General features: G+C 64.4%; 23 protein-coding genes and 1 pseudogene. 11 read left to right on the top strand and 13 right to left on the bottom strand.

What is annotated here, in order from left to right; translation table 11 throughout:
* The first annotated feature begins 27 nt into the window (after positions 1-27).
* The 5 genes from FJ546_RS05465 to FJ546_RS05445 all read left to right on the top strand — a co-directional run bounded on the left by FJ546_RS05465 (position 28) and on the right by FJ546_RS05445 (position 3802).
* Positions 28-177: a DUF3096 domain-containing protein gene (locus FJ546_RS05465; RefSeq protein WP_019862764.1), complete on the top strand. Its 150-nt coding sequence runs from the start codon at positions 28-30 to the stop codon at positions 175-177.
* A gap of 164 nt (positions 178-341) precedes the next feature.
* On the top strand, positions 342-566 hold the full coding sequence (locus tag FJ546_RS05460) for an aa3-type cytochrome c oxidase subunit IV (protein WP_095771597.1): 225 nt from the start codon (positions 342-344) through the stop codon (positions 564-566).
* 87 nt (positions 567-653) lie between these two features.
* Positions 654-1973, top strand: a complete 1320-nt coding sequence (locus FJ546_RS05455; RefSeq protein WP_140888412.1) for a Re/Si-specific NAD(P)(+) transhydrogenase subunit alpha — start codon at positions 654-656, stop codon at positions 1971-1973.
* Positions 1970-2398 carry a proton-translocating transhydrogenase family protein gene (locus tag FJ546_RS05450; RefSeq protein ID WP_027023845.1) on the top strand — a complete coding sequence of 143 codons (429 nt, stop codon included), beginning with the start codon at positions 1970-1972 and terminating at the stop codon, positions 2396-2398. The genes FJ546_RS05455 and FJ546_RS05450 overlap by 4 nt, the downstream gene beginning before the upstream one ends.
* 6 nt (positions 2399-2404) lie before the next feature.
* Entirely contained in the window at positions 2405-3802 is a 1398-nt protein-coding gene (locus tag FJ546_RS05445) for an NAD(P)(+) transhydrogenase (Re/Si-specific) subunit beta (protein ID WP_140888411.1), read from the top strand.
* Positions 3803-4094: 292 nt separating this feature from the next.
* Here FJ546_RS05445 and gyrB read toward each other — a convergent pair whose 3' ends face one another.
* The 4 genes from gyrB to FJ546_RS05430 all read right to left on the bottom strand — a co-directional run bounded on the left by gyrB (position 4095) and on the right by FJ546_RS05430 (position 8145).
* Positions 4095-6566 (bottom strand): DNA topoisomerase (ATP-hydrolyzing) subunit B, encoded by a 2472-nt coding sequence (gyrB, locus tag FJ546_RS05440; protein ID WP_140888410.1) that lies wholly within the window; start codon positions 6564-6566, stop codon positions 4095-4097.
* 83 nt (positions 6567-6649) lie between these two features.
* Positions 6650-7069, bottom strand: a complete 420-nt coding sequence (locus FJ546_RS31500; protein ID WP_246686749.1) for a hypothetical protein — start codon at positions 7067-7069, stop codon at positions 6650-6652.
* Between the two features lie 71 nt (positions 7070-7140).
* Positions 7141-7350, bottom strand: coding sequence for a hypothetical protein (locus FJ546_RS31495; protein ID WP_246686748.1), 210 nt, complete (start codon positions 7348-7350; stop codon positions 7141-7143).
* Positions 7351-7575: 225 nt separating this feature from the next.
* Positions 7576-8145 (bottom strand): NADPH-dependent FMN reductase, encoded by a 570-nt coding sequence (locus tag FJ546_RS05430; protein WP_140888409.1) that lies wholly within the window; start codon positions 8143-8145, stop codon positions 7576-7578.
* A 200-nt stretch (positions 8146-8345) separates the two neighbouring features.
* Here FJ546_RS05430 and FJ546_RS05425 point away from each other — a divergent pair, with 200 nt between their 5' ends.
* Positions 8346-9713: a cytochrome P450 gene (locus FJ546_RS05425; RefSeq protein ID WP_140888408.1), complete on the top strand. Its 1368-nt coding sequence runs from the start codon at positions 8346-8348 to the stop codon at positions 9711-9713.
* Between the two features lie 27 nt (positions 9714-9740).
* On the opposite strand, the gene FJ546_RS05420 is transcribed toward FJ546_RS05425, so the two are convergent.
* The 3 genes and pseudogenes from FJ546_RS05420 to FJ546_RS05410 form a co-directional block, all read right to left on the bottom strand.
* The gene (locus tag FJ546_RS05420) at positions 9741-10718 is read right to left on the bottom strand and encodes a complex I NDUFA9 subunit family protein (protein ID WP_140888407.1); all 978 of its coding nucleotides are present in this window, start codon (positions 10716-10718) and stop codon (positions 9741-9743) included.
* 110 nt (positions 10719-10828) lie between these two features.
* A pseudogene (locus FJ546_RS05415) lies at positions 10829-10987 on the bottom strand (DoxX family protein); the annotation flags it as partial.
* A gap of 254 nt (positions 10988-11241) precedes the next feature.
* A complete protein-coding gene (locus FJ546_RS05410; RefSeq protein WP_140888406.1) occupies positions 11242-12195 on the bottom strand; it encodes a GlxA family transcriptional regulator in 954 nt (317 codons plus the stop codon).
* A gap of 88 nt (positions 12196-12283) precedes the next feature.
* On the opposite strand from FJ546_RS05410, the gene FJ546_RS05405 reads away from it, so the two are divergent.
* Positions 12284-13420, top strand: coding sequence for a DJ-1/PfpI family protein (locus tag FJ546_RS05405; RefSeq protein ID WP_140888405.1), 1137 nt, complete (start codon positions 12284-12286; stop codon positions 13418-13420).
* Between the two features lie 49 nt (positions 13421-13469).
* Here the strand turns inward: FJ546_RS05405 and FJ546_RS05400 are convergent, their stop codons facing one another.
* From FJ546_RS05400 to FJ546_RS05380, 5 genes are all read right to left on the bottom strand, one after another.
* Complete coding sequence (locus FJ546_RS05400; protein ID WP_140888404.1) at positions 13470-14471, bottom strand: Ldh family oxidoreductase; 1002 nt, start codon at positions 14469-14471, stop codon at positions 13470-13472.
* Positions 14472-14562: 91 nt separating this feature from the next.
* Entirely contained in the window at positions 14563-15372 is an 810-nt protein-coding gene (locus FJ546_RS05395; protein ID WP_140888403.1) for an ABC transporter permease, read from the bottom strand.
* The gene (locus tag FJ546_RS05390; protein WP_140888402.1) at positions 15372-16037 is read right to left on the bottom strand and encodes an ABC transporter permease; all 666 of its coding nucleotides are present in this window, start codon (positions 16035-16037) and stop codon (positions 15372-15374) included. The genes FJ546_RS05395 and FJ546_RS05390 overlap by 1 nt, the downstream gene beginning before the upstream one ends.
* Positions 16038-16243: 206 nt before the next feature.
* On the bottom strand, positions 16244-17041 hold the full coding sequence (locus FJ546_RS05385; RefSeq protein ID WP_140888401.1) for a transporter substrate-binding domain-containing protein: 798 nt from the start codon (positions 17039-17041) through the stop codon (positions 16244-16246).
* A gap of 54 nt (positions 17042-17095) precedes the next feature.
* Positions 17096-17911: an ABC transporter ATP-binding protein gene (locus FJ546_RS05380; RefSeq protein WP_140888400.1), complete on the bottom strand. Its 816-nt coding sequence runs from the start codon at positions 17909-17911 to the stop codon at positions 17096-17098.
* 214 nt (positions 17912-18125) lie between these two features.
* On the opposite strand from FJ546_RS05380, the gene FJ546_RS05375 reads away from it, so the two are divergent.
* The 4 genes from FJ546_RS05375 to FJ546_RS05360 all read left to right on the top strand — a co-directional run bounded on the left by FJ546_RS05375 (position 18126) and on the right by FJ546_RS05360 (position 22164).
* Positions 18126-18998 carry a dimethylarginine dimethylaminohydrolase family protein gene (locus FJ546_RS05375; RefSeq protein WP_140888399.1) on the top strand — a complete coding sequence of 291 codons (873 nt, stop codon included), beginning with the start codon at positions 18126-18128 and terminating at the stop codon, positions 18996-18998.
* Positions 18995-19642, top strand: a complete 648-nt coding sequence (locus FJ546_RS05370) for a TetR family transcriptional regulator C-terminal domain-containing protein (RefSeq protein ID WP_181167822.1) — start codon at positions 18995-18997, stop codon at positions 19640-19642. Before FJ546_RS05375 ends, FJ546_RS05370 begins: the two co-directional genes overlap by 4 nt.
* Positions 19639-21219, top strand: a complete 1581-nt coding sequence (locus tag FJ546_RS05365) for a 5-guanidino-2-oxopentanoate decarboxylase (RefSeq protein ID WP_140888397.1) — start codon at positions 19639-19641, stop codon at positions 21217-21219. The genes FJ546_RS05370 and FJ546_RS05365 overlap by 4 nt, the downstream gene beginning before the upstream one ends.
* A gap of 237 nt (positions 21220-21456) precedes the next feature.
* The gene (locus FJ546_RS05360; RefSeq protein WP_140888396.1) at positions 21457-22164 is read left to right on the top strand and encodes an SDR family NAD(P)-dependent oxidoreductase; all 708 of its coding nucleotides are present in this window, start codon (positions 21457-21459) and stop codon (positions 22162-22164) included.
* Here the strand turns inward: FJ546_RS05360 and FJ546_RS05355 are convergent.
* Positions 22149-24014, bottom strand: coding sequence for a hypothetical protein (locus FJ546_RS05355; protein ID WP_140888395.1), 1866 nt, complete (start codon positions 24012-24014; stop codon positions 22149-22151). The two genes, FJ546_RS05360 and FJ546_RS05355, sit on opposite strands and share 16 nt — an antisense overlap.
* Positions 24015-24116: the final 102 nt, after the last annotated feature.

The raw sequence follows: 24116 nt of genomic DNA, 5'->3' as shown, positions 1-24116 counted from the left end.
CAGCGGATATGCCAGAAGGACCCCGACATGCATATTTCCCAGCTTGCGCTCACGCCGCTTATCTCGCTGATCGCCGGCGTGCTGATCCTGATCATGCCACGGCTGCTGAACTACATCGTCGCGCTCTATCTGATCGTCGTTGGCCTGCTCGGGCTTTTCCCGCACCTCGCTGGCTGAGGGCTCTCGAGCTGGCTTGTCGCAAAAGCCGCACTTCGCCGAACCGGCCGTCGGTTTCAATTTTCCCTTGAGGCAGTTGTCGGCTCCAATGCGGCAATAGCGCCATTGCTCTCGGGCCGGCTTTTCGCTATGTGCCTGAAAGATGTCTTCGAAGGGGTATTCCTATGGCTGATCACTCGCCGACCGGTCCTGTCGAACTGGGCGCGAAGATGGACTATGCCGAGCATGACCGCACCTATGCGGGCTTTCTCGCTCTGGCCAAATACGGATCGCTGTTCTGCGGCGCGCTGCTCATCGCGATGGCCTTCGGCTTCTTCGCGGGCGGTTTCTTCTCGGCGACTATCCTCTTCATCCTGATCATGGCCGCCGGCGCCTTCATTCTGCGATAGACCTTCCAAAACCCCGTTGCCGTTGACGTTGCCGGATGTTCCGGCCGACACTTTGCGCAAACAGGTTCCAGCCGAAAGGATCATGCGGTGGGACAGACGGTTTTCATCCCTCGTGAGCTTGATGCGAACGAGCCGCGGGTCGCGGCCTCGCCTGACACGGTCAAGCGGTTGGCGGGGCTGGGCTTCGACGTGATTGTCGAAACCGGCGCCGGCACAAGGTCGCGCATCCCCGACGAAGAGTTTGCCAAGGCAGGTGCCGTCGTCGGCAAGGCTGCGGACGTTGCCAAGGCCGATGTCGTGCTGAAGGTCCGCCGGCCTGATGAAACCGAGCTGAAGAGCTACAAATCCGGCGCCGCTGTGATCGCCATCATGGATCCCTACGGCAACGATGCCGCCGTCGCGGCGCTCGCAAAGGCTGGTGTTACTGCCTTCTCGATGGAATTCATGCCGCGCATCACCCGCGCGCAATCGATGGACGTGCTGTCCAGCCAGGCCAATCTTGCCGGCTATCAGGCGGTCATCGACGGCGCCTCGGAATATGACCGTGCCTTGCCGATGATGATGACGGCAGCTGGCACCGTGCCGGCGGCGAAAATCTTCATCATGGGCGTCGGCGTCGCCGGCCTGCAGGCGATCGCTACGGCGCGTCGCCTTGGTGCCGTCGTCACCGCCACCGACGTGCGCCCCGCCGCCAAGGAACAGGTCGCCTCGCTCGGCGCGAAGTTCCTGGCCGTCGAGGACGAAGAGTTCAAGGCCGCCGAAACAGCCGGCGGCTACGCCAAGGAAATGTCCAAGGAATACCAGGCCAAGCAGGCGGCACTCACCGCCGAGCACATCGCCAAGCAGGACATCGTCATCACCACGGCGCTGATTCCAGGCCGGCCGGCGCCGAAGCTGGTGTCGGCGGCGATGGTCGCCTCGATGAAGCCGGGCTCGGTGCTCGTCGACCTCGCCGTCGAACGTGGCGGCAATGTCGAGGGCGCTCAGCCGGGTCAGGTGGTGACTACGGCCAATGGCGTAAAAATCGTCGGCCACCTCAACGTGCCGGGCCGCGTCGCGGCGTCCGCATCGCTGCTCTATGCGAAGAACCTGTTCGCTTTCCTCGAGACGCTGGTCGACAAGACCACCAAGACGCTCGCCATCAAGCGCGATGACGAACTGGTCAAGGCCACAATGCTGACCGATGGCGGCAAGGTGGTTCATCCGGCCTTCGCCAAGGCCGACCAGCAGCCGTATGTCGAACCCGCGGCGATCCCGGCCACGACCATGGTCGCCGATGCCTCGGCAGCGCCCAAGAAGCCCGCGCCCAGGAAAACTGCCGCATCCAAATCGTCCTCGCCCAAATCGTCCGCGCCCAAGTCGTCCGCGCTCAAGTCGTCCTCGCCCAAGTCGAAAGGCACCGCGTGATGGATCAGACCCTGCAGAAAGCCCTCGACCAGCTCGACCAGGCAAGTGCGGCCGTCCGACTGGCGGTGCAGAACCTGGCCAATGCTCCAGGCGGCGCCGAGGCGGCGGGTGATGCCGCCCACGCCCTGTCCGGCGGCGCCATCGATCCCTTCGTCTTCCGCTTCGCCATCTTCGTTCTGGCAATCTTCGTCGGCTACTATGTCGTCTGGTCGGTGACCCCTGCGCTGCACACGCCGCTGATGGCCGTCACCAACGCCATCTCGTCGGTCATCGTCGTCGGCGCGCTGCTCGCCGTCGGCATCGCCGCCTCCGGCGTTGCCGCCGGCTTCGGCTTCGTGGCGCTGATGCTGGTCTCGGTCAACATCTTCGGCGGCTTCCTCGTCACCCAGCGCATGCTGGCCATGTACAAGAAGAAGGACAAGTAGAGCGCCATGAACGCCAACTTCGCGTCCTTCCTCTATCTCGTCTCCGGCGTCCTGTTCATCATGGCGTTGCGCGGCCTGTCGCATCCGACCACCAGCCGCCAGGGCAATCTCTACGGCATGATCGGCATGGGCGTTGCCATTGCGACCACGCTGGCGCTGGCAACCCCGTCCGCGGGCCGCTTCGGCCTCATCGTGCTCGGCCTCGCCATCGGCGGCGGCGTCGGTGCCGTCACCGCGCGCCGCATCGCCATGACCTCGATGCCGCAGCTGGTTGCCGCCTTCCATTCGCTGGTCGGCCTCGCCGCTGTCATGGTCGCGGCGGCGGCCATCTACGCGCCGGAAAGTTTTGGCATCGGCACGGCGGGCGACATCCACGCCCAGGCGCTGATCGAGATGAGTCTCGGCGTCGCCATCGGCGCCATCACCTTCACCGGCTCGGTCATCGCCTTCCTGAAGCTCGACGGCCGCATGTCCGGCAAACCGATCATGATCGGCGGCCGCCACTTCATCAACGCGGCCCTCGGCGTCGCGCTCATCGTGCTGATCGTGCTTTTGGTCACCACGGAATCGAAGCTGGTGTTCTGGCTGATCGTCGCCGCTTCGCTGGTGCTGGGCGTGCTGCTGATCATCCCGATCGGCGGCGCCGACATGCCGGTCGTCGTCTCGATGCTCAACTCCTATTCGGGCTGGGCGGCGGCCGCGCTCGGCTTCACGCTCGGCAATCTGGCGCTGATCATCACCGGCGCGCTGGTCGGCTCGTCCGGCGCGATCCTGTCCTACATCATGTGCAAGGGCATGAACCGAAGCTTCATCTCGGTCATCCTCGGCGGCTTCGGCGGCGAGACCGCGGCGGCGGCCGATGACGGCATCGAGCGCACGGTCAAGCAGGGTTCGGCCGACGACGCCGCCTATCTTATGATGAATGCACAGAAGGTCATCATCGTGCCGGGCTACGGCATGGCGGTCGCCCAGGCGCAGCACGCGCTGCGCGAAATGGCCGATAAGCTGAAGGCCAACGGCGTCGACGTGAAGTACGCCATCCACCCGGTCGCCGGACGCATGCCCGGCCACATGAACGTGCTCTTGGCGGAAGCCAACGTCCCCTATGACGAAGTGTTCGAGCTCGAGGACATCAATTCGGAGTTCGCGCAGGCCGATGTCGCCTATGTCATCGGCGCCAACGACGTCACCAACCCTTCGGCCCGCGACGACAAGTCGTCGCCGATCTACGGCATGCCGATCCTCGACGTCGACAAGGCCCGCACCTGCCTGTTCGTCAAGCGTTCGCTCGGCTCCGGCTATGCCGGCATCGACAACACGCTGTTCTACAAGGACGGCACCATGATGCTGCTCGGCGACGCCAAGAAGATGACCGAGGAAATCGTCAAGGCCATGGATCACTGATCCGGCCGATAGGAGGAAATAGTCAGAGAGCCCGGCTCTGGAGCCGGGCTCTCTGATTTCTGGCGTAAGCCTACGTTTAGCGGCGCGCCGCTGCTCCCGAAATCTGCATCGACGCACCCGGCTTTGACCGGGGGCGCGTTCCATCAGCGCCTGAAGGCCGCCCTGGCAGGCTTCTTCGGTGCATCGCTACAGTCTCAAAGCCCGTCGCATTGAAGCGGATTCAGCCGGCGCGCTTTAGGCTCTTGTGCATATCGTTCGCCCAAAACCGCCGCACGGTTTTGGGCGACATGCATCAAATATCCAGATTGGCGACCGACAGCGCGTTGTCCTGGATGAATTCGCGCCGTGGCTCGACTTCGTCGCCCATCAGCCGCGAGAACAGGCTGTCGGCATCGGTCGCGTCGTTGACCTTCACCTGCAGCAGCGACCGTACATTCGGGTCGAGCGTGGTTTCCCACAATTGCTCGGCATTCATCTCGCCGAGACCCTTGTACCGCTGCATCGTCAGCCCCTTGCGGCCGGTCGCAAAGACCGCGTTGAGCAGCGCCAGCGGCCCCGAGACGGTTTCGGAGACATCCTTGCGGCGCAGCACCGGCGGCGTCCCGTAGACCTCGATGAGGCGCTGCGCGTAGCGGTCGAGCTGGCGGGCGTCGGCCGAATTGATCAGCCCCAAGTCGAGATGGGCGTATTCCTTGACGCTGCGCACGGTGCGCTCGAAGACATAGCCGCCGCTGCCGTCATTCGAGGTCGACATCCGGCCCGTCCAGCCGCGCTCGGTGTCCTCGGCGATGATGTCGAGGCGCTGTGCGATCCGCTCCGCCATGGCGTTGGCGCGGCCAAGATCGCTGAAGACGTCGGGGTTGAGCCCGCCCGCGATCGACGCTTGTTCGACGACGCCTCTGTTGTAGCGCGTGTGCAGGCCGTTGATGAGCTGGCGCACAGCCAGCGCATCGTCGACCGCACCGCGCAGATCCTGCCCGATCCGCACTTCCCCCGAGCCCAGCGTCAGCGAAGCTTCCTCCAGCCCGGACTCGATCAGGAACTCCTCGAAGGCGCTTTCATTCTTGATGTATTGCGAGCTCTTGCCGCGCGTCACTTTGTAGAGCGGTGGCTGGGCGATGTAGAGATGGCCGCGCTCGATCAGCTCCGGCATCTGCCGGAAGAAGAAGGTGAGCAGCAAGGTTCTGATATGGGCGCCGTCGACGTCGGCGTCGGTCATCAGGATGATCTTGTGGTAGCGCAGCTTGTCGGCGTTGAACTCGTCCTTGCCGATCGAGGTGCCGAGCGCGGTGATCAGCGTGCCGATCATGTCGGAGCCGAGCATGCGGTCGAAACGCGCCCGCTCGACATTGAGGATCTTGCCGCGCAGGGGAAGGATGGCCTGGTTCTGGCGCGAACGGCCGCCCTTGGCCGAGCCGCCGGCCGAGTCACCCTCGACGATGAAGATTTCGGATTTCGCCGGATCGCGCTCCTGGCAGTCGGCCAGCTTGCCGGGCAAGGAGGTGACGCCGAGCGAGCTCTTGCGGGTGATATCGCGCGCCTTGCGCGCGGCTTCGCGCGCCGCCGCGGCCTGGATCACCTTGTCGATGACCACCTTGCCTTCGGTCGGGTGCTCTTCCAGCCAGGTGCCGAGCGCCTCGTTGACCAACCCCTCGACCACCGGGCGGACCTCGGAGGAAACCAGCTTGTCCTTGGTCTGCGACGAGAATTTCGGATCGGGAACCTTGACCGACAGCACCGCCGTCAGCCCTTCGCGGCAATCGTCGCCGATCAGCGAGACCTTTTCCTTCTTGGTCAGGCCCGAGGAATCGCCATAACCGGTGATCTGGCGCGTCAGCGCGCCACGGAAACCGGCCAGATGGGTGCCGCCATCGCGCTGAGGGATGTTGTTGGTGAAGGCCAGCACGTTCTCATGGTAGCTGTCGTTCCACCACATCGCCACTTCGACCGTGATGCCGTCGCGCTCGGCCTTGATGGCGATCGGTTTCTCGATCAGCGGCTTCTTGACCCGGTCGAGATATTTGACGAACTCCTCGAGACCGCCATCATAGTGCAGTTCATGCCGCACGACGTCGGCATGGCGGGCGTCGGTCAGTATGATGCGCACGCCGGAATTGAGGAAGGCGAGCTCACGCAGCCGGTGCTCCAGCGTGCCGAAGTCGAACTCGACCATGGTGAAGGTTTCGGCCGACGGGAAGAAGGTGATCGAGCTGCCGCTGCGACCCTCATAGGTGCCGGGCTGCTTGTCCTGCTCGTAGCTTCCCGTGGCCTTCAACGGCGCATCGGCATTGCCGTGCGTGAAGCTCATTTCGAAGATCTGGCCGTTGCGGCGGATCTTGAGCTTCAGCCATGCCGAAAGGGCGTTGACCACCGAGACGCCGACGCCATGCAGGCCGCCCGACACCTTGTAGGAATTCTGGTCGAATTTGCCGCCGGCATGCAGCTGCGTCATGATCACTTCGGCCGCGGAAATGCCTTCGCCGGTGTGGATATCGGTCGGAATGCCGCGGCCATTGTCGATCACCGTCACCGAACCATCGGGGTTGAGCGTCACTGTGACGAGGTCGGCGTGCCCTGCCAGGGCCTCGTCGATGGCGTTGTCGACCACCTCATAGACCATGTGATGCAGGCCCGAACCGTCGTCGGTATCGCCGATATACATGCCCGGGCGCTTGCGGACTGCGTCCAACCCCTTCAAAACCTTGATGGAATCGGCGCCGTATTCGGCTTCGGCGCCGTTGGTGTTCTCGGTCTGGTCGCTCATGAAAACCTATTGTCTAGATGCCGCTTGTACAGCGCGAAAAATCGCCCCCGAATCGCGCGCCTGATATGGCGTAGATATAGGCGCTAAAGGCGGTTTTTCCAAGGTTTGCAGGCATTTCCGGGCCGAATCCCGGGCTGGCAGCCGGCTATTTTTTCCGGGCGTTCAATTTTGGCGAGAAGGCCGCGCAAATATTTGATCGTGGGTTTGTCCCTTGGAGCCAGCCGGCCCGTGCGGTCAAGCTCCAGCGTCAGGTTCAGCGCCTTGGTCAGCACAGCCTTCGGATCCTTCGCCACATACGCATAGTTGATGTAGGCCTGCACCAGATCGAATTGCCAGATCGCATTGTTCGGATCGGACTGGGCCAGTTTCTGGCGGATGCCGAGGCTGGCCTCGAAGGCCTTCTTGGAGCCCTCGAAGTGGTGCTGCTTGGACTCCAGCATGCCGTCGGCATCGCTGGCGATCTGTTCGACCTCGCCGCGCATTTCCGGGGTCACGTCGGCCATGGTGAACAGCGGCCGTTCGCGCTCCGGCAGCTGTCCGTTGGCCGCAGCGGCAAGCGGCGGACTGGTCTTGTTCAGTTGATCGAGCGAAGACGCGTCGGCATCGACCGGCAGCAGCCGGTTGTCGCCCGAGATTTCGACGCCATGACCGGAGAAATAGACCAGCGCGACTCGGCGCCCTTGGCATCCCCGCGAAAGTCGTCGAGCGCGCGCCGCATGCGCCGAAGGTCCCGGTTGGTTTCCAGGTTGACCTCGAAGCCGAGCTTCTTGAGCGCGGCTTCCATCGCCTCGCCGTCATGGATGGGATTGGCCAAGGGCGGACCAGCCGGTAGTCGTCCTCTGCCATGACCAGCGCCACGCGCCGTTCCGCCATCGCGTGGCAGTGGTCGCAATCGTCAGCAGCAAGGCAAACAGCAAGCGCAAGTCGAACCGCCCCGGCTCAGTCACCTGCCGACCATTCCACCACTTTATGGCGGGCAAGCCGGCGCGTTTGGCCAAACACCGGCCTTTCAGGCAACGCGCAGCGGCTTTAGCGCTTCGCTCCAGCGCAACAGTTCGTCCAGCATGGTCCTGACGCCGCCGATCACCTGTTCGCTGGCGCTGAAGGCGCCGTTCTCGTCGAGCAGCTTCTGATACATCGGCAGCGCGACGCCTTCCGGGATCGGCATAATCCCCACCGACGTCAAAAGCGGCTTCAGCGCCTGCGCCGCGCGCAGGCCGCCGGACACGCCGCCATAGCTGAAAATGGCGGCCGGCTTGTACTTCCATTCGCGCAGCAGATAGTCGATCGCGTTGACGATCGCGGGCGCTGCGAAATAATTATACTCCGGCGCCACGAACACGAAGGCGTCCGCGGCGTCGATCGCCCTCGACCAGGCCTTGGTGTGGTCGTTCTGATAATTGCCAAGCCTTGGATGGTGGGGCTCGTCCAGCACCGGCAGGTGGAACGCGGCGATGTCGGTCAGCACCGCCTCGAATTTCCCGTGCTGGCGCGCGAATGTCTCCAGCCACTCGGCAAAAACCGGGCCGGCGCGGCCGGGCCGCGTGCTGCCGATGATGATGCTCAACTGGTGCTTCAAGGCGGGCTCCTTTCTCAGGCGGTATCTGTTGGTGACTGTCAGTACGGCAGAGCGTGCCGGCGGACAAGGCGGGATGCCGGAGCGGGCGGTCACGATCGGATGAACGGAGCGTCTGCCGGGCGCCGCGAATTGCCTGCCGTCCGGTCACATGGACGCCGGGATCGCCAGCCACTACATTGATGCCAGCAGCGGAGCACTTCATGGACATTCAGCCCGCCCCCTTCGTTCCTCCCGCGCCGAAGCCGCGCACCTCGCCGCCTTCGACGCTGGAGATGATCCGTATCGTCTATCGCAATCCGCTCGAACTCTGGGGCGAACCGACCTACAACGAGCCGTGGATTTCCGCCAATGGCGTCGGTGGCCATCTGATCGTCGCCAACGATCCCGGCCTCATCCGCCATGTGCTGGTCGACAACGCCAAGAACTACAAGATGGCGACGGTGCGCCAGAAGATCCTGCGGCCAATCCTGCGCGATGGCCTGCTGACCGCCGAGGGCGAGGTGTGGAAGCGGTCGCGCAAGGCGATGGCGCCGGTGTTCACGCCGCGCCATATCTTCGGCTTTGCCCAGCCGATGCTGAAACGCACCGAGGAGTTCGTCACCCGCTACGAGGCGGGCGGCACATCCGACATCGCCCACGACATGACATTGCTCACCTATGATATCTTGGCCGAGACGCTGTTTTCCGGCGAGATCGCGGGCGAGCCGGGCAGTTTCGCCAACGAGATCGACCGCCTGTTCGAGACCATGGGCCGCGTCGATCCGCTCGATCTGTTGCGCGCCCCCGACTGGCTGCCGCGTCTGACCCGCATCCGCGGCCGCAAGACCATGGCCTATTTCCGCAAGATCGTGACCGATACGGTCAAGATGCGCGAGGAGAAATTCAGGCGCGATCCCGATGCGGTGTCGCAGGATTTCCTGACGCTGCTGCTCAAGGCCGAGGGTCCCGACGGGCTGACGCGCTCGGAGGTCGAGGACAACATCATCACCTTCATCGGCGCTGGTCATGAGACCACCGCGCGGGCGTTGGGCTGGACGCTTTACTGCCTCGCCGAATCGCCATGGGAACGCAATCGGATCGAGCAGGAGATCGATGAGGTGCTGGCGCGCGAACCCGATCCGACGAAGTGGCTCGACGCCATGCCGTTGACCCGCGCCGCCTTCGACGAGGCGCTCCGGCTCTATCCGCCGGCGCCGTCGATCAACCGCGAGCCGATCGAGCCGGAGATGTGGAAGGATCTTTATATCCCCAAGCACGCGGCCGTGCTGGTCATGCCCTGGGTCGTCCACCGCCACAGGAAGCTGTGGGACAGGCCCGATGCCTTCCTGCCCGAGCGCTTCCACCCGGGCAACCGTGAAAAGATCGATCGCTTCCAGTATCTGCCCTTCGGTGCGGGGCCGCGCGTCTGCATCGGCGCCAGCTTCGCCATGCAGGAGGCGATCATCGCGCTCGCCATCCTCTTGTCGCGCTTCCGCTTCGACACGACTGCCGAGACCAGGCCTTGGCCGGTGCAGAAGCTGACAACCCAGCCGCAAGGTGGGCTACCCATGCAGGTCACGTCGCGCTAGGCGTGCCTTTCAGGCGGTTGCGGTGAATCAAGCCGCGGGCTTGCGCTGCTGGAACTGGCCGGCGGCGCGGAAGCGCCAGAGGTAGCTGGGCAGGATCGTCGCGATCGATTGCGGTTGGATGCCGAGCCCGGCGAGCGTCCGGTTGGCCTTGGCGGCGGCTTCCGAGACGATGTTGTGCTCGCGCAACTGCATCACCTGGTCCTTGGTCAGCATCGGATTGGGCAACAGGCCGAGGATCGAGGCCTGGATGTTGGCCACCCACCACGGCACCGGCACCAGCAGGCGCTTGCGCTCGATCACGGCGAGCAGCTCTTCCATGCACTCCTTGAAGGTGAGCACATTGGGGCCGCCAAGCTCGTAGATCTGGCCGCGATTGATCTTGCCGTCGACCGAGCGCGCCACCGCCTCGGCGACGTCACCGACATATACCGGCTGGAACTTGGTCTGGCCGCCGCCGATCAGCGGCAGCACCGGCGAATAGCGCGCCATGCTGGCGAAGCGGTTGAAGAAGCTGTCCTCGGGTCCGAAATTGATCGACGGCCGGAAGATCACGGCGTCGGGGATCGTCTCCAGCACAGCCTTTTCGCCAAGCGCCTTGGTGCGCGCGTAATCCGATTCGGAGCCCGCATCTGCGCCAAGCGCTGAAATATGGATCAGCCCGGCACCGACCGAGCGCGCCGCCTCGGCGACGGCGCGGGAGCCGAATTCGTGCACGGCGGGGAATTTCTGCCGGCCGGTCTCATGCAGGATGGCGACGAGATTGACGACGTGGTCGGCGCCTTGCACGGCGCGGTCGACCGACCAGCGCACGCGCACATTGGCCTGCACCGGCTGGATCTCGCCGACATTGCCGAGCGGCTGCAGATGGCCGGCAAGATCGGGCCGCCGGCAGGCGACCCGGATGCGGTAGCCGCGCTTGGCCAGCGCGCGCACCACATGGCGGCCGACAAAGCCAGACCCGCCAAAGACGACGACGAGCTTTGGGGTCTGCAGGATTTCGGTCATGGCTGGCTCCGGCGCACTTTCCAGATGGCTTGGCTGAAGCCGTTTCATAGTCGGTTTTGCACCAAAGGCAAAGGGTGACGCGTCGTCGCGTCACCCCTCTCGAAAGCTTGTTAGAACGCCTTGCCGATGCGCGCGTCGACCGAGTGGCGGTTGCCGCCGCGAATGGCGAGGAAGAACAGGATCGCGGCCCACGAAAGCGACTTTTCAGCACCCGAAACCCCCTGGCCCATGCTCACCAGGCGGAACCAGACGGTGACCAGTAGCACGAAACGCGGAAAACCCCGCCGAAGCGGGGTTTTCCGGGTGAAGCTCATGTCAAACCAGGGTCCAACGAGGCGGCCTGACCTGAGACGGTATCAGCGTGGCGTAAGACGCCCGCCCCAGCCCTGGACGCATTCGACAGGAGACACCGACCGGGCAACCCCGACCCGGACAGCCATTGGTCGCCGCGACATGCGGGAAGGTTCACGAAGGCAAAAAAAATCGCACCGCCGGGGCGACATGAATGCGTCGAAGGACGTCATCAGCCGCCGTTGCGGGAAACCGCGGCTGCCCGCCTGAGCGCCTGCGGTGGCTGGCCAAAGCTTCTCAGGAAAGCGCGGCGCATTCGCCCGGCATCGCCGAAGCCGCTCTCCTGCGCGATGCGATCGAGCGACGTGTGGCCCGTTTCCACTGCAATCCGCGCGCTCTCCAGGCGAATTCGTTCCACGGCCTTGGCCGGTGTGGTGCCGGTTTCCGCCCTGAAGGCGCGCGCAAAATGCCGCGGGCTCATGGCGGCACGATCGGCAAGGCACTCCACGGTCAGCGGTTGGGCGAGCGCGGTGCGCATCCATTCGATCAACTCGATAAAGCGGCCCGTCCGTCCGCCGAGTTCGACAAGGGCGGAGAATTGCGACTGGCCGCCGGGGCGGCGTTGATGCACGACAAGCTGCTGCGCAACGCGGCGCGCTATGGCCGGGCCAAGATCATCCTCGATGAGCGCCAAGGCAAGGTCGATGCCGGCCGAAATGCCGGCCGAGGTCCACACGCCGCCATCCCTGACGAAGATCCGCTCAGCATCGAGTTTCACCGCTGGGTAGCGGCGTGCGAAGTCGTGCGTGCTCCACCAATGGGTGGTGGCGCGCCTGCCGTCGAGAAGTCCAGCTTCGGCCAGCAGATAGGCGCCTGTGCACACGCTCGCCGTTCGCCTCACACCCGTGCCCCGGAGCCAGGTGACGATCTCCTGGGCGGCGGCCATGGAGCGAATGATTTCGCCACCGGCGATGATGGCGGTGTCGAGCGGCTCTTCCATCGACAAAGGCCGGGCCGCGAGCCGCATGCCGGATGAGCTCTCGATCTCCCCGCCACCGGGCGCCAGTATGTCGAGCGTATAGCTTCCGACGCAAAAATCTTCCGCCAGCTCAAAGGCCGCCGCCGGGCCCGCCGCATCCAGCAATTGGAAGCCGGGGTGAATGATGATGCCAACCTTGCGGATCATGGCAGTTTTTGCGCGATATATGTCATTTCGGACAAGTCCTATCGCAGCTAGGTTGATGGTCAAGCGTTTCGATCGGAAGGACTGGACCATGAATTTGCGTATCATGCTGTGGAGTGGTCTCGGCGTCGTGCTGGCCGTCCTCGCATTGGGTGCCGCATGGCTGCTGTCGCTGCCGGCGGCATCCCACGCTGCCGTTCAGCCGGCAATCGATGCCAAGGAGGCCGCCGCAACGCTTGCGGCATTGAAGCCGCCGAAGCGCCAGCGTCCCCTGATCGCCATCGTCGGCATCAACGACGGCACCGAAACCACCGATTATGTCATGCCTTACGGCATCCTGCGGCGCGCTGATGTCGCCGATGTCGTGGCGCTGGCAACGCAGCCCGGACCAATGCGATTGCACCCGGCCTTGCAGATCGAGCCCGATGCGACGACGGCGGTATTCGACGCCGAGTATCCGGACGGCGCCGACTACGTCATCGTCCCGGCCATGATGCGTGACGACGACGCCGAGGTGCTGAAATGGATCACGAGCCAGGCGGCCAAGGGCGCCATGGTGATCGGCATCTGCGCCGGCGCCAAGGTGGTCGGCGCCAGCGGGTTGCTCGACGGCAAGCGGGCGACGACCCATTGGTATTCTGTCGGCGAGCTCCGCGCTAAACATCCCACGATCCACTATGTCGCCGACCGGCGCTTCGTCGTCGATCAAGGTGTCGCGACGACAACGGGGATCACCGCATCGATGCCGATGATGCTGACCCTGATCGAGGCCATCGCCGGCCGGGATAAGGCCGAAGCCGTCGGTCGTGATCTGGGCTTGGCGCACTGGGATGGGCGGCATGACAGCGGCGCCTTCAAGTTCACCCGCCCATTCGCGCTGACGGCAATCGGCAACACGCTTGCCGTCCTGGATCATGAGCTGCTCGGTATCGCGCTCACATCAGACGTGGATGAGGTATCGCTGGCGCTGGCCGCCGACGCCTGGTCGCGAACCTTTCGCTCCGGCGCGGTCACATTCGCGGGCAAGGAAGGCGCGATCGTCAGCCGCGACGGCTTGCGTATCTTGCCTGACCAGGTCACCACCGACTGGCCAATGGAGCGGCAAGTGCCTGCCATGGCCGATCCGCGGCCGGCAAAGGTGCTTGACCAGGCGCTTCAAGACATCTCGGCTCGCCACGGCGCACGCACGGCCGACTTCGTCGCCATGCAGCTCGAATATCCCCGGTGAAGGACACTGTCGAAGGCCGGGCACTGGCCGGGCGTTCGGTCTTCGCAATTCAGGCCGAATAGCGCTCGGCGAACTCGGAAATCCGCTGCACCACCGCCTTGGGCGCGGTGATGCCGCGCGCCTGCGCCTTCTCGGCGGCTTCAGCCCGGGCGCGGCCCGGCACATGCACGCCAAAGCGGCGGCGCAGGCGGTCGAGCTGGTTCTTCATGCGCTGTTCGAAATCCGGATCGAGCAGCTTGGGCTCGACGGCCAGCACGAACAGGCCGGTTCCGGGGCTGTCCGGGCCGCCGGTGAACCATGGCGCGTCGAGCGACCAGTTGGCGCCCGACAGGCCGGCAGCCAGCACTTCGACCATCAGCGCGATGTTGGCACCGCGCTGGCCGCCAAAGGCAAGCATGGCGCCCTTCATGGCCGCCGCCGGGTCGGTGGTCGGATTGCCGCTGGCGTCCAGCGCCCAGCCTTCGGGAATTTTCTTGCCGTCTTCGGCCGCCTTGCGGATGTTGACGAAGGCAGTGGCGCTCGACGACTGGTCGATGACCAGCGGCGCGCCGTCGGCGGCGGGCGCGGCAAACGACATCGGGTTGGTGCAATAGACCGGCTTGACCGAGCCCGAGCCGGCAAGAACGGCCGGGCCGTTGGTGGCGGCGAAAGATACCAGCCCCTGCGCGGCCAGCCTGCCGGTGAAATAGCCGAGCGCGCCGCACGTATAGGCATTCTTCTGCGAGAAGATGGCGACGCCGAACAGCTTTGCCGCCTTGGCAAGGTCGTCGATCGTCCGGTCGAAGCCGGTATGCGCCAGTCCGCCGCGTGCATCGGAAAGATAGACGGCCAGCGCCGGCCTTGTGATCACCGGATCGGCATTGCCGTCGATGCGCCCGGCCTCCAGCGCTTCGAGATAATCGATGAAATGCGACAGGCCGACGGTCGAAAGCCCTTCCTGCTCGGCGGCGATGATCGAGGCGGTGAGCGACTGCGCCGCCTCCTCATTGGCGCCGGCGCCGAGTGCCGCCATCCGGCACAGTCCTCTTGCCTGGTCGAGACTGAGTTGCATGGTAGCTGCCTCTAAGTGAGTAGTGAGTAGGGAGTAGTGAATAGGGGATGAAGCGAGCCGCTTCTACTCACTATTCGCTACTCACTCCTCACTAGCCGATCTTGACCGGAATCCGCGCCTCGATCCGGCTGAGGGCCAGGACCAGAATGCCGGTGATCGCCATATAGATCAACGCCAGCAGCAGCAAGGGCTCGTAGGTGAGGTAGGTGTCCTGCCGCACCTTGCCTGCAACGGCGAAGATATCGATCACGCTGATCGTCGCCACCAGCGGCGTCGACTTCAACTGCAGCACGGTCTCGCCGGTCAGCGTCGGCAGCGCCCGGTAGAAGGCCTGCGGCAGCCAGATGCGCCGGAGGATCTTCCAGCGGCTCATGCCGAAGGCGCGGGCGGCTTCCAGCTGTCCCTTGGGCACGCCGGCAAAGGCGCCGCGCATCACTTCGCCCTCGTAACCGGCGAAGGACAGGGTGAGAGCGAGAACGCCGTACGGCCATGCCTGCCTCAGATAGGGCCACATCCAGGAGTCGCGGATCCATGGATATTGCGGGAACAGCGAGCCCAGCCCGTAATAGAGCAGCCACAGCTGCAGAAGCAGCGGCGTGCCGCGGATGATGGTGCAGAATACTTTCGCCGGCGCCGCGACCCAGATTGAGCCGGCGGCCTGCGCCAGCCCGACCGGCACGGCGATCAGGAAGCCGAGCGCGCAGGTGACGGCCAGGATCCACAGGGCCCGCCAGATGCCCATCAGGCCCATTTCCCAATATTGCGGCAGCCAGTTCCAGCGCATGAAAAAGGCGGCTGAGAGCACCAGCCCCAGCGCGATCAGAATGAGGACGATGCGATGCGGCTGCAGCCAAAGCGAGGCGCGCGCCGCCGTGTTGATGATGACCGCTTCGCCCGCCATCAGCGTGCCTCCTTGACCGAAGGCATGCCCCGCCGCGCCCATTTCTCGGCGCGACCAAGCAGGAAGTTCGAAAACAGCGTCACCGCGAGATAGAGAACGCCGGCGGCGAGATAGAATATCAGATAGGCCTTGGTGACGCCTGCTGCCTGCCGTGTCGCCAGCGTCAACTCGAAGAAGCCGACGACGGCCAGCAGCGCGGTGTCCTTTGTCGCGATCAGCCACAGATTGGCGAGACCTGGAATGGCAAAGGGCAGCATCGCCGGCAGCGTGATGCGCCGCAAGAGAAGGCCGGGAGACATGCCGAAGGCGCGCGCGGCTTCGATCTGGCCTTGCGGGATGGCCAGGATCGCGCCGCGCATGACCTCCGTCGAATAGGCGCCCTGGCAGAAGCCGAGCACGGCTATGCCGGCCACCAGCCCGTTAATATCGACACGCTGGTAACCGACAGCGGTCAGCACCTGGTTAATCAGGTCGGTGCCGGCATAGTAGAGCAGCAGGATCAGCACCAGTTCCGGCACGGCGCGCACCACGGTGGTGTAGACGGCGAGCAGGTCGCGCACGACAGGTCCGCCATAGAGCTTGCCATAGGCGCCGCAGATTCCGATGAGCAGGCCGACGATCGTGGCGCCGACGGCAATCTCGAGCGAATGCAACAGCCCGAGCATGAGTGTGCCGCCCCAGCCGATGGGCGCGGGCGAGAGAAGTTCGATGATACCGGCCGCCGAGGCCGGAAGATACGCGTCGATCAGCTTTGCCCCCGGATTGCTGGCTCTTTCCGCCGACGCCAGCGGCCGGCGGCAAGCATGCGTGGGAAGGATAGGCGGGAGGGCACGACTATGGCGTCATGCCCTCCGGCTCATGCGAGGGGGCGTCAGTTCGACTGCGTCGAGCCGCCGTAAATGTCGAAATCGAAATATTTCTTCGAGATCTCGTCATACTTGCCGTTGGAGCGGATCGCCTTGATGCCGGCGTTGATCTTTTCCTTCAGGCCGGTGTCTTCCTTGCGCACGCCGGCGCCGACGCCCGGTCCAAGCACCTCGTCATCCGGAGCCACCATGCCCTTCAGGTCGCAGCAGGCCTTGCCCTGGTCGGACTTCAGGAATTCGCCAAGCGCGATGGAATCGGCCTGCACCGCATCGAGGCGGCCGGCGGCGAGATCCTGGTTGGCTTCGTCCTGGGTCTGGTATTCCTTGATTTCGGAGGCGGTCGCGCCGAAATGCTTCTTGGCGTAGACGGCGTGCACGGTCGACACCTGGACGCCGACCACCTTGCCCTTCAGGTCGTCAGGCGTGGCGCCGAACTTCTGGTCCTTCGGTCCGATGATCGCCGTCGGCGTGTTGTAGTACTTGTCCGAGAAGTCGATCGTCTTCTTGCGCTCGTCGGTGATCGACATCGAGGAGACGATGAGGTCGATCTTCTTGGTGGTCAGCGCCGGGATGATGCCGTCCCAGGCGACAGGCGTGATGACGCAGTCGAGTTTCTCCTCGGCGCACACGGCATCGATGAAGTCGATCTCCCAGCCGACCCATTTGCCCGAAGCATCCGGTGAGGTGAAGGGCGGATAGGGCTCGGCGGCGACGCCGATCTTGACCGGATCGGCCTTGGCCACGCCCATCGCGGCGACGCCGAGCAGCAGTGCGGCGGCGAATGTCTTCAGAACAGTCTTCATTTCAAACTCCCAGTTTTTTGTTGGTTCCCGGTTTTCTTCCGTCTCGGCCTGTCCCTAGCCGATGTTGCGGATGAACTGCTTGAGCCTTTCGGATTTCGGCGCGCCGAAGATCTGCTCCGGCGGCCCTTCTTCCTCGACCAGCCCGTTGTAGAGATAGACGACATGGGTCGCGACCTCGCGGGCGAACTTCATCTCATGGGTGACCAGCACCATGGTGCGGCCTTCGCGCGCCAGATCGCCGATAACCTTCAGCACCTCGCCGACCAGTTCGGGGTCGAGCGCCGAGGTCGGCTCGTCGAACAGCATGACGCGCGGATTGATGGCGAGCGCGCGGGCGATCGCGGCGCGCTGCTGCTGCCCGCCCGAAAGATAGGCCGGATAGACGTCGCGCTTTTCGGCAAGCCCGACGCGCGCCAGCAGTTTTTCGGCCTGGGCGATCGCCTCGTCGCGCTTGACGCCGAGCACATGCACGGGAACCTCGATGACGTTTTCGATCAGCGTCATGTGGCTCCACAGGTTGAAGTTCTGGAACACCATGCCGAGCTTGGAGCGGATGCGCTCAATCTGCTTGCGGTCGGCCGGAACGGTGTGGCCATGGCTGTCCGCCTTGAGCTTGATCTCCTCGCCATTGACACGGATGACGCCGCTGGTCGGATTTTCCAGGCAGTTGATGCAGCGCAGCAGCGTCGATTTGCCCGAACCCGAGCCGCCGATGATGGCGATCACCTCGCCGTCGCGCGCTGAGAGCGACACGCCCTTCAGCACATGCAACTGGCCGAATTTCTTGTGCAGGTTTTCGACATGGATGGCTTCGGCGGCGCCACTGTGCGCCTTTCCGGATGAGACTGCGGCAGCTTCCACAGCGCTCACCGGCTGACCTCTGCATCGTCGGCTGCAGTTCGTCGAACGTCTATCCGGCTAATCAACATATAGGCTGTACTGCCCCGCTCCAGACTTCAGCATGGACCCAACGGCGCGAGGCCGTCAATCCCGTTCATTACGGCACTTGCGAGCTTGTTGTGCAAGTGTATAAATAGCCCTCCATGAAATTTTCTCGGTTTTTTTCAGCTAACAAAGGGCTTCGATGAGCGCTTTCGGATCACAATCCATGGCAGCGCCGCTGCGACGCGTGCTGATGCGGTCGGCGGCCAACGCGATGCGCGACGCCGACAGGGCTGCCTGGCACTATGGCCCAGGATTCAATCCAGCGAAAGCAGCATCGCAGCACGCGGCGCTTGCTGAACTGGTGGCGGCCTCCGGCGCTGAAATCGAATGGATCGAGGACAAGGCCGATGGACTTTCGGACTCGGTGTTCACGCACGACCCATCGCTGATGACCGACCGCGGCGCACTGATTCTGTCCATGGGCAAGCCGTTGCGCGCCCGGGAGCCCTCGCTGCATGAGGAGACCTACAGAAGGCTGGGCATTCCGATCCTCGGCCGCGTCGAGGCCCCAGGCCAGGTCGAAGGCGGTGACTGTGTCTGGCTGGATGCGCGCACGCTGGTGATTGGACGCGGTGTCCGTTCCAACCAGGAAGGCATCCAGCAGATCTCCAACCTGCTGACGCCGCTGGGCGTTTCCGTCTACGGCTTTGACCTTCCGTTGTGGCAGGGTGAAGAGGCCTGCCTGCATCTGATGTCGGTGATCAGCCCGCTGGCCGATGACCTCGCTTTGGTCTATTCACCGCTTTTGCCGGCCCCTTTCTATCAGATGCTGAAGGCTCGCGGCATCCGTCTGGTCGAAGGCGATGCCGAAGAGTTCGCGGCTTCCAACGGCCTCAGCCTGAACGTGCTGCCGACCAACCCGCTCAAGGTCATTGCCGTCGCGGGCTTTCCAAAGACCAAAGCCGCGATGGAAGCCGCCGGCTGCACGGTCGAGATCTTCGAGGCGGACGCGCTCTGCATCGCCTGCGAAGGCGGGCCGACATGCCTGACGCGGCCGATCCTGCGCCAATGAATACGCCATCCCGCCGCAGGTTCCGTCGCGAGGGCGAGGAGCGGCGGCGGCAGGATCTGATCGAGGCAACTCTGGACAGCATCGCGGAACACGGCCTGCAGGGCGCCACCTTGCGCACCATCGCATTGCGCGCCGGCGTCACCGCCGGCCTGATCCGGCACTATTTCCCCGGCAAGGAAGAACTGCTGCAGGAAGCCTATGCCGCCCTCATGGGCCGCATGACCGAACAGGCGAAAGCGGCGTTGGTCATGGAAGATGCCTCGCCGCGCCAGCGCCTTGCGGCTTTCGTCACCGCCAACCTCAACGTGCCGATCATCGACGCGCGGGTGTTTTCACTCTGGGCAACCTTCATCGGCCGCGCCGGTGCGGACCCAAGCCTGGCTCGCGCCCACCGCGAAGGCTACCTCGGCTTTCGCAACGAGGTGGAAGCCGTTGTGGCCGAGGTGCTCGCCGCCGAACGGCGCGAACAGGTTGCAAGTCAGTTGCGCCACCACGCCATCGCGATCAATGCCATCATCGACGGGCTCTGGATAGAAGGCTGCCTGGCCGGCGACATGTTCTCGCCCGGCGAATTGGCGGCGATCGGCATCAAGACTGTCGAGGCCGAACTGGGCCTCGCGCCGGAAAGGGAAGACAATCAATGACAACACTCGGTGAAGCCCTGATCACGCTGCTCGAAGCGCACAACGTCGACACCGTCTTCGGCATTCCGGGCGTCCACACGGTCGAGCTCTATCGTGGCCTGGCGCGCTCGAAGATCCGCCATGTCACGCCGCGCCATGAACAGGGCGCCGGCTTCATGGCCGACGGCTATGCCCGCGCCAGCGGCAGGCCAGGCGTCGCCTTCGTGATCACCGGACCGGGGCTGACCAACACCATCACCGCCATGGGCCAGGCGCGCGCCGATTCGGTACCCATGCTGGTCATATCGGGCGTCAACGCAATGCCGACGCTGGGCAAGGGGCTGGGCTTCCTGCATGAGCTGCCGGACCAGCGCGGCATGATGGAAAAGGTGGCGCTGCTGTCGCTGCGCGTCACCGAGGCCAGCGAATTGCCTGACGCGCTGGCACAGGCCTTCGCGCTGTTTTCATCCTCGCGGCCGGGCCCGGTGCATATCGAGATCCCGACCGATGTCATGGTCGAGCCGGCCGACGATATCGCGGCACGGTTGAGCAACGCGGCGCCTCCGGCGCCGGATGGCGCGGCCATTGCCAGGGCTGCCAAACTCATCGCCGCCGCGCGCCGCCCGCTGATCCTGGCCGGTGGCGGCGCCAAGCGAGCCGAGACGGCGCTACGGCGCCTGGCCGAGACACTGGGCGCGCCGGTCGTCGAGACCACCAACGCGCGTGGCCTGCTGCACCGCCACCCGCTCTGCGTGCCGGCAAGCCCGAGCCTGAAGGCGGTTCGCGCCCTGATGGCCGAGGCCGATCTGGTGATTGCCGCCGGCACCGAATTCGGCCCGACCGACTATGACGGCTATGGCGACGGCGGCTTTGTGCTGCCTTCCAACCTGATTCGCATCGACATCGGCGCCGACCAGCTCGCACGTCGCGCGGTGACGGTCGGCATCCAGGCCGACTGCGCCGAGGCGATCGAAGCCTTGCTCGCCGCGATCGGCCCCGCTCATCCTGCCGCGCCCGACGGCGAGGTGCGCGCCGCCGCCGCACGGAAGGCGGCATCCGCCGAGCTGAGCCCGGCCTATTTGGCGCAGGTGCATGCCGTGGAAATGATCCGCGATGCCTTGCCGGGGGCCATCATCGTTGGCGATTCGACGCAGCCGGTCTATGCCGCCAACCTCTACTATGATCACGACCGGCCGGGCGGCTGGTTCAACGCCGCCACCGGCTTCGGCGCGCTTGGCTACGGCCCGCCGGCAGCGATCGGCGCCGCACTTGCCATGCCCGACGCGCCGGTTGTCTGCCTGACCGGCGATGGCGGCTTCCAGTTCACCTTGCCCGAACTTGGCGCGGCGCTCGATGCCAAGGCGCCGGTCATCTTCGTGGTCTGGAACAACAGGGGCTATCGCGAGATCGAGACCTCGATGCTCGATGTCGGCGTCGAGCCGGTCGGGGTCTCGCCGGCGCCGCCGGATTTCTGCAAGCTGGCCGCAGCCTATGGCATCGGTGCCGAACGGCTCGCCGATATCGGCGCCTTGCCGCAGGCCTTGAAGCGCGCCCGGGCAACCGGATTGCCTTGCGTCATCGAAATCACCGTCGATTGAAGGCTTCAGCCCAGCGGATTTTCTCGTCTGCATCGGACCATTCGTCGGCGCGCCTGTTGTAACGCAACGGCCGCATGGCTGACGCCATTGCCATAATATGCGTTGTGACGCATGCAAAGACGCGACGGCTGCCATGTCGAGATATCAATTGAGTGATCGGCCGAAAGGCGCGACGCTTCGCGTCGGGGCGGCACAACAAGCGACACAATCATAAAAATACGACAGGAGCGGTCCAGGATGACGGAAACACTTCAAGGCAGGCATATCGTTGTGACCGGTGGGACCGGCGCGCTCGGCGGTGCGGTGGTTGGCCGGCTGCTGGAACAGGGCGCCATCTGCCACGTGCCGAACGCGCACGCCGCGGCACCCCAGCAGTTTCCTTTCACCGCCCACGACAACGTCAAGCTGGCGCACAATGTCGACCTGTCGGACTCCGCCAAGGTCGAAGCTTTCTATGCCCAGGTTCCTGCCTTGTGGGGATCGATCCATCTCGCCGGCGGCTTCACCATGGCGCCGGTGGAAAAGATCGAATCGGCATCCTTTGCCGAGATGATGGACACCAACGCCCGCACCACCTTCCTGTGCAGCCGCGCGGCGATCCGCTCGATGCTGGCGTCGGGCACATCAGGCCGCATCGTCAATGTCACCGCGCGCGCCGGGCTCGACCCCAGGCGCGGCGCCGGCATGGTCGCCTACGCGGCCAGCAAGGCGGCGGTCGCGGCCATGACGGTGGCGATGGCCGAAGAACTCAAGGCCAAGGGCATCCTGGTCAATGCCGTGGCGCCGTCGACGCTCGACACGCCGGCAAACCGCGCCGACATGCCGGACGCCGATTTCAGCAAATGGGTTAGCCTCGAAGCTGCGGCGGAAGCCATCGCCTATCTCGCCTCCCCGGCCAACCAGGCGATGAACGGAACGCTGGTGCCGCTCTACGGCCGGGCCTGAGCGGCGAGCGTCGAAGTCGGGCATACGGCATCCGATCCATCGGCATTGCGATAGCTGTAGATCCGCAACGGCGATGAAGCTTTCGTCGGGCACTCCCGCAACCATGCCGGCGGGTGGCCTTCAATCAGTGCCGCCGCGAATGGATAGGCGGCTTCCAGGCCCGGCAATGGCTGGCCTCGCCAGGCGCAAATCGCCACATGCGTTGCCTTGGAGGCATCGAGTATCGCGCGTGGGTCGACGGTCGCCGGATCCAGAAAACGATAGCTGCGCTCGATGCCCTTGGCCGATGGATGGTTGGGAATCGTCACCACCTTGGGACCTTCGGCAAGGGCGACGAAACGCGAGCCGATCAGCGGTGGAGAAAGAACGATTGCGCCAGACGGCCAACCCTGTTCCGGTTCAAAGGGGCTGGAATAGCAGCCGTCGGCGAGTTCGGCGGCGGGAACCGCCGCTTGCGCCGGTCTTACCGACAAATGGTACAGCACCATTGCTCCGGACAAAACGAGACCGGGCAGGATCAAAGCGTATCTGTGCGATGCGGCCGGGACCGGAGATTTCAGATATCGCCCCAACCCCGCATTCGGCAGGAGGTTCGCCAAGGCGAAGATGAGGCCGATGCCGGAAAAGATCGGAAGGTAGCGGTAGTAGCGGACATAACCGATCGCAAGCGCCAGCGAGACCAGCGAGAACAAGGTCAATATGACAAGAGACCGGCTTCGGGCTTCCGGCGCGGCGCAGATCACGGCTGGCGTAAGCGCGCCGATAAACAGCAGCGCCATGCTGGGAAAACTCGTCGACAGGACGACATCAGGGCGCCGAAACAGGCTCAATTCCTGGAGAATTCTGTTGATCATGTTGTCGCGGACATAGGCGTCGATCGCGGCATAGGGGCTGGCCAGGCATTGCGGGAACAACGCCGTCAGCACCGCCGCGCTGGCCGCCGCGAACACCAGTAGAATTGCCGAGCGCATCGGCCACCCTCCACGCCGTCCGGCAAGCAAAGGCACGACGGCGAATGAAAGCCCGGCCGCGGCCAGTGCCGTGACATGCGGCGTCGAATAGGTGTCGCATCTGACCGCGGTATAGGCAGAGGGCGGCACGATCGCCGTGAACAGGCCGATTGCGCCGACGGTCAAGGCAAGCCCGAAACCGATGATCCTGATTTCACCGCCCTCGCGGTCGAAGATCCAGTCGAAGGCATAGACCGCCATCACCAGCGCGTAGAACGGCGCGAATTCGGCGCTGACGGCGATTGCCAGGGCCGTCAGCAACCCGTTGACGAAGGCGGGAAGGCGATTCTGCGACATCATCAAAACCAGCGCCGCCAGCAGAAGCAGGATTTGCAGATTGTGATAGTCGATCCGTCCCGGGGCGAATTCAAAAAAGCTGTGCGCGGCAAAGATCAAAGCCAACGGCAATGCAACGGCCGGGTAGGCAAAGCCGATGGCTGTCACCAGCCGATTGTAGAAATAGAGCGCGGGCGCCAGCAGCAGCAGCGGGACGGCAAAGCTTGCCAGCGCCAGAGCCGGCTCGAAGCCGGCAAACGGGGCGAACAGGTGCGCGAAGGCGGCGTAGGGCAGGTCCACGATCCACGGCCAATGTGAGACATAGGGCTCTGGCTGGACGATGCCGGGCAGCGTGCGGTCGAAGATGTTGCCCGTTTCAAGCAAAGTGCGGATTTCGTGCAGCTTGAGGAGATCGTCCGCGTCATTGTTGAGCTGGAAGCCCAGGGACCACAGAACGGTCATCAGGATCGCCATTGCGCAAAAGCAGAACAGGACAGGCGTGCTGGTGTAGAGGCACAGCAACCCCGAAGGCTGCGCAGCGGCACGAGTGGCGCCAGTGCTCATGGAAGTGTTCCGTTGGACCACCGGCAAATACGCGATGAAGTTTATGTTCCCGTAAAGAAAAGACCCGCCGGATCGCTCCGGCGGGTCTTTTTGTAAGGCCGC

It is taken from the genome of Mesorhizobium sp. B2-4-19, assembly GCF_006441315.1.
In the GTDB taxonomy this organism is placed as follows: domain Bacteria; phylum Pseudomonadota; class Alphaproteobacteria; order Rhizobiales; family Rhizobiaceae; genus Mesorhizobium.
Note: the sequence above shows the minus strand (reverse complement) of the source record. Positions and strands in the feature narration are given on the sequence as shown.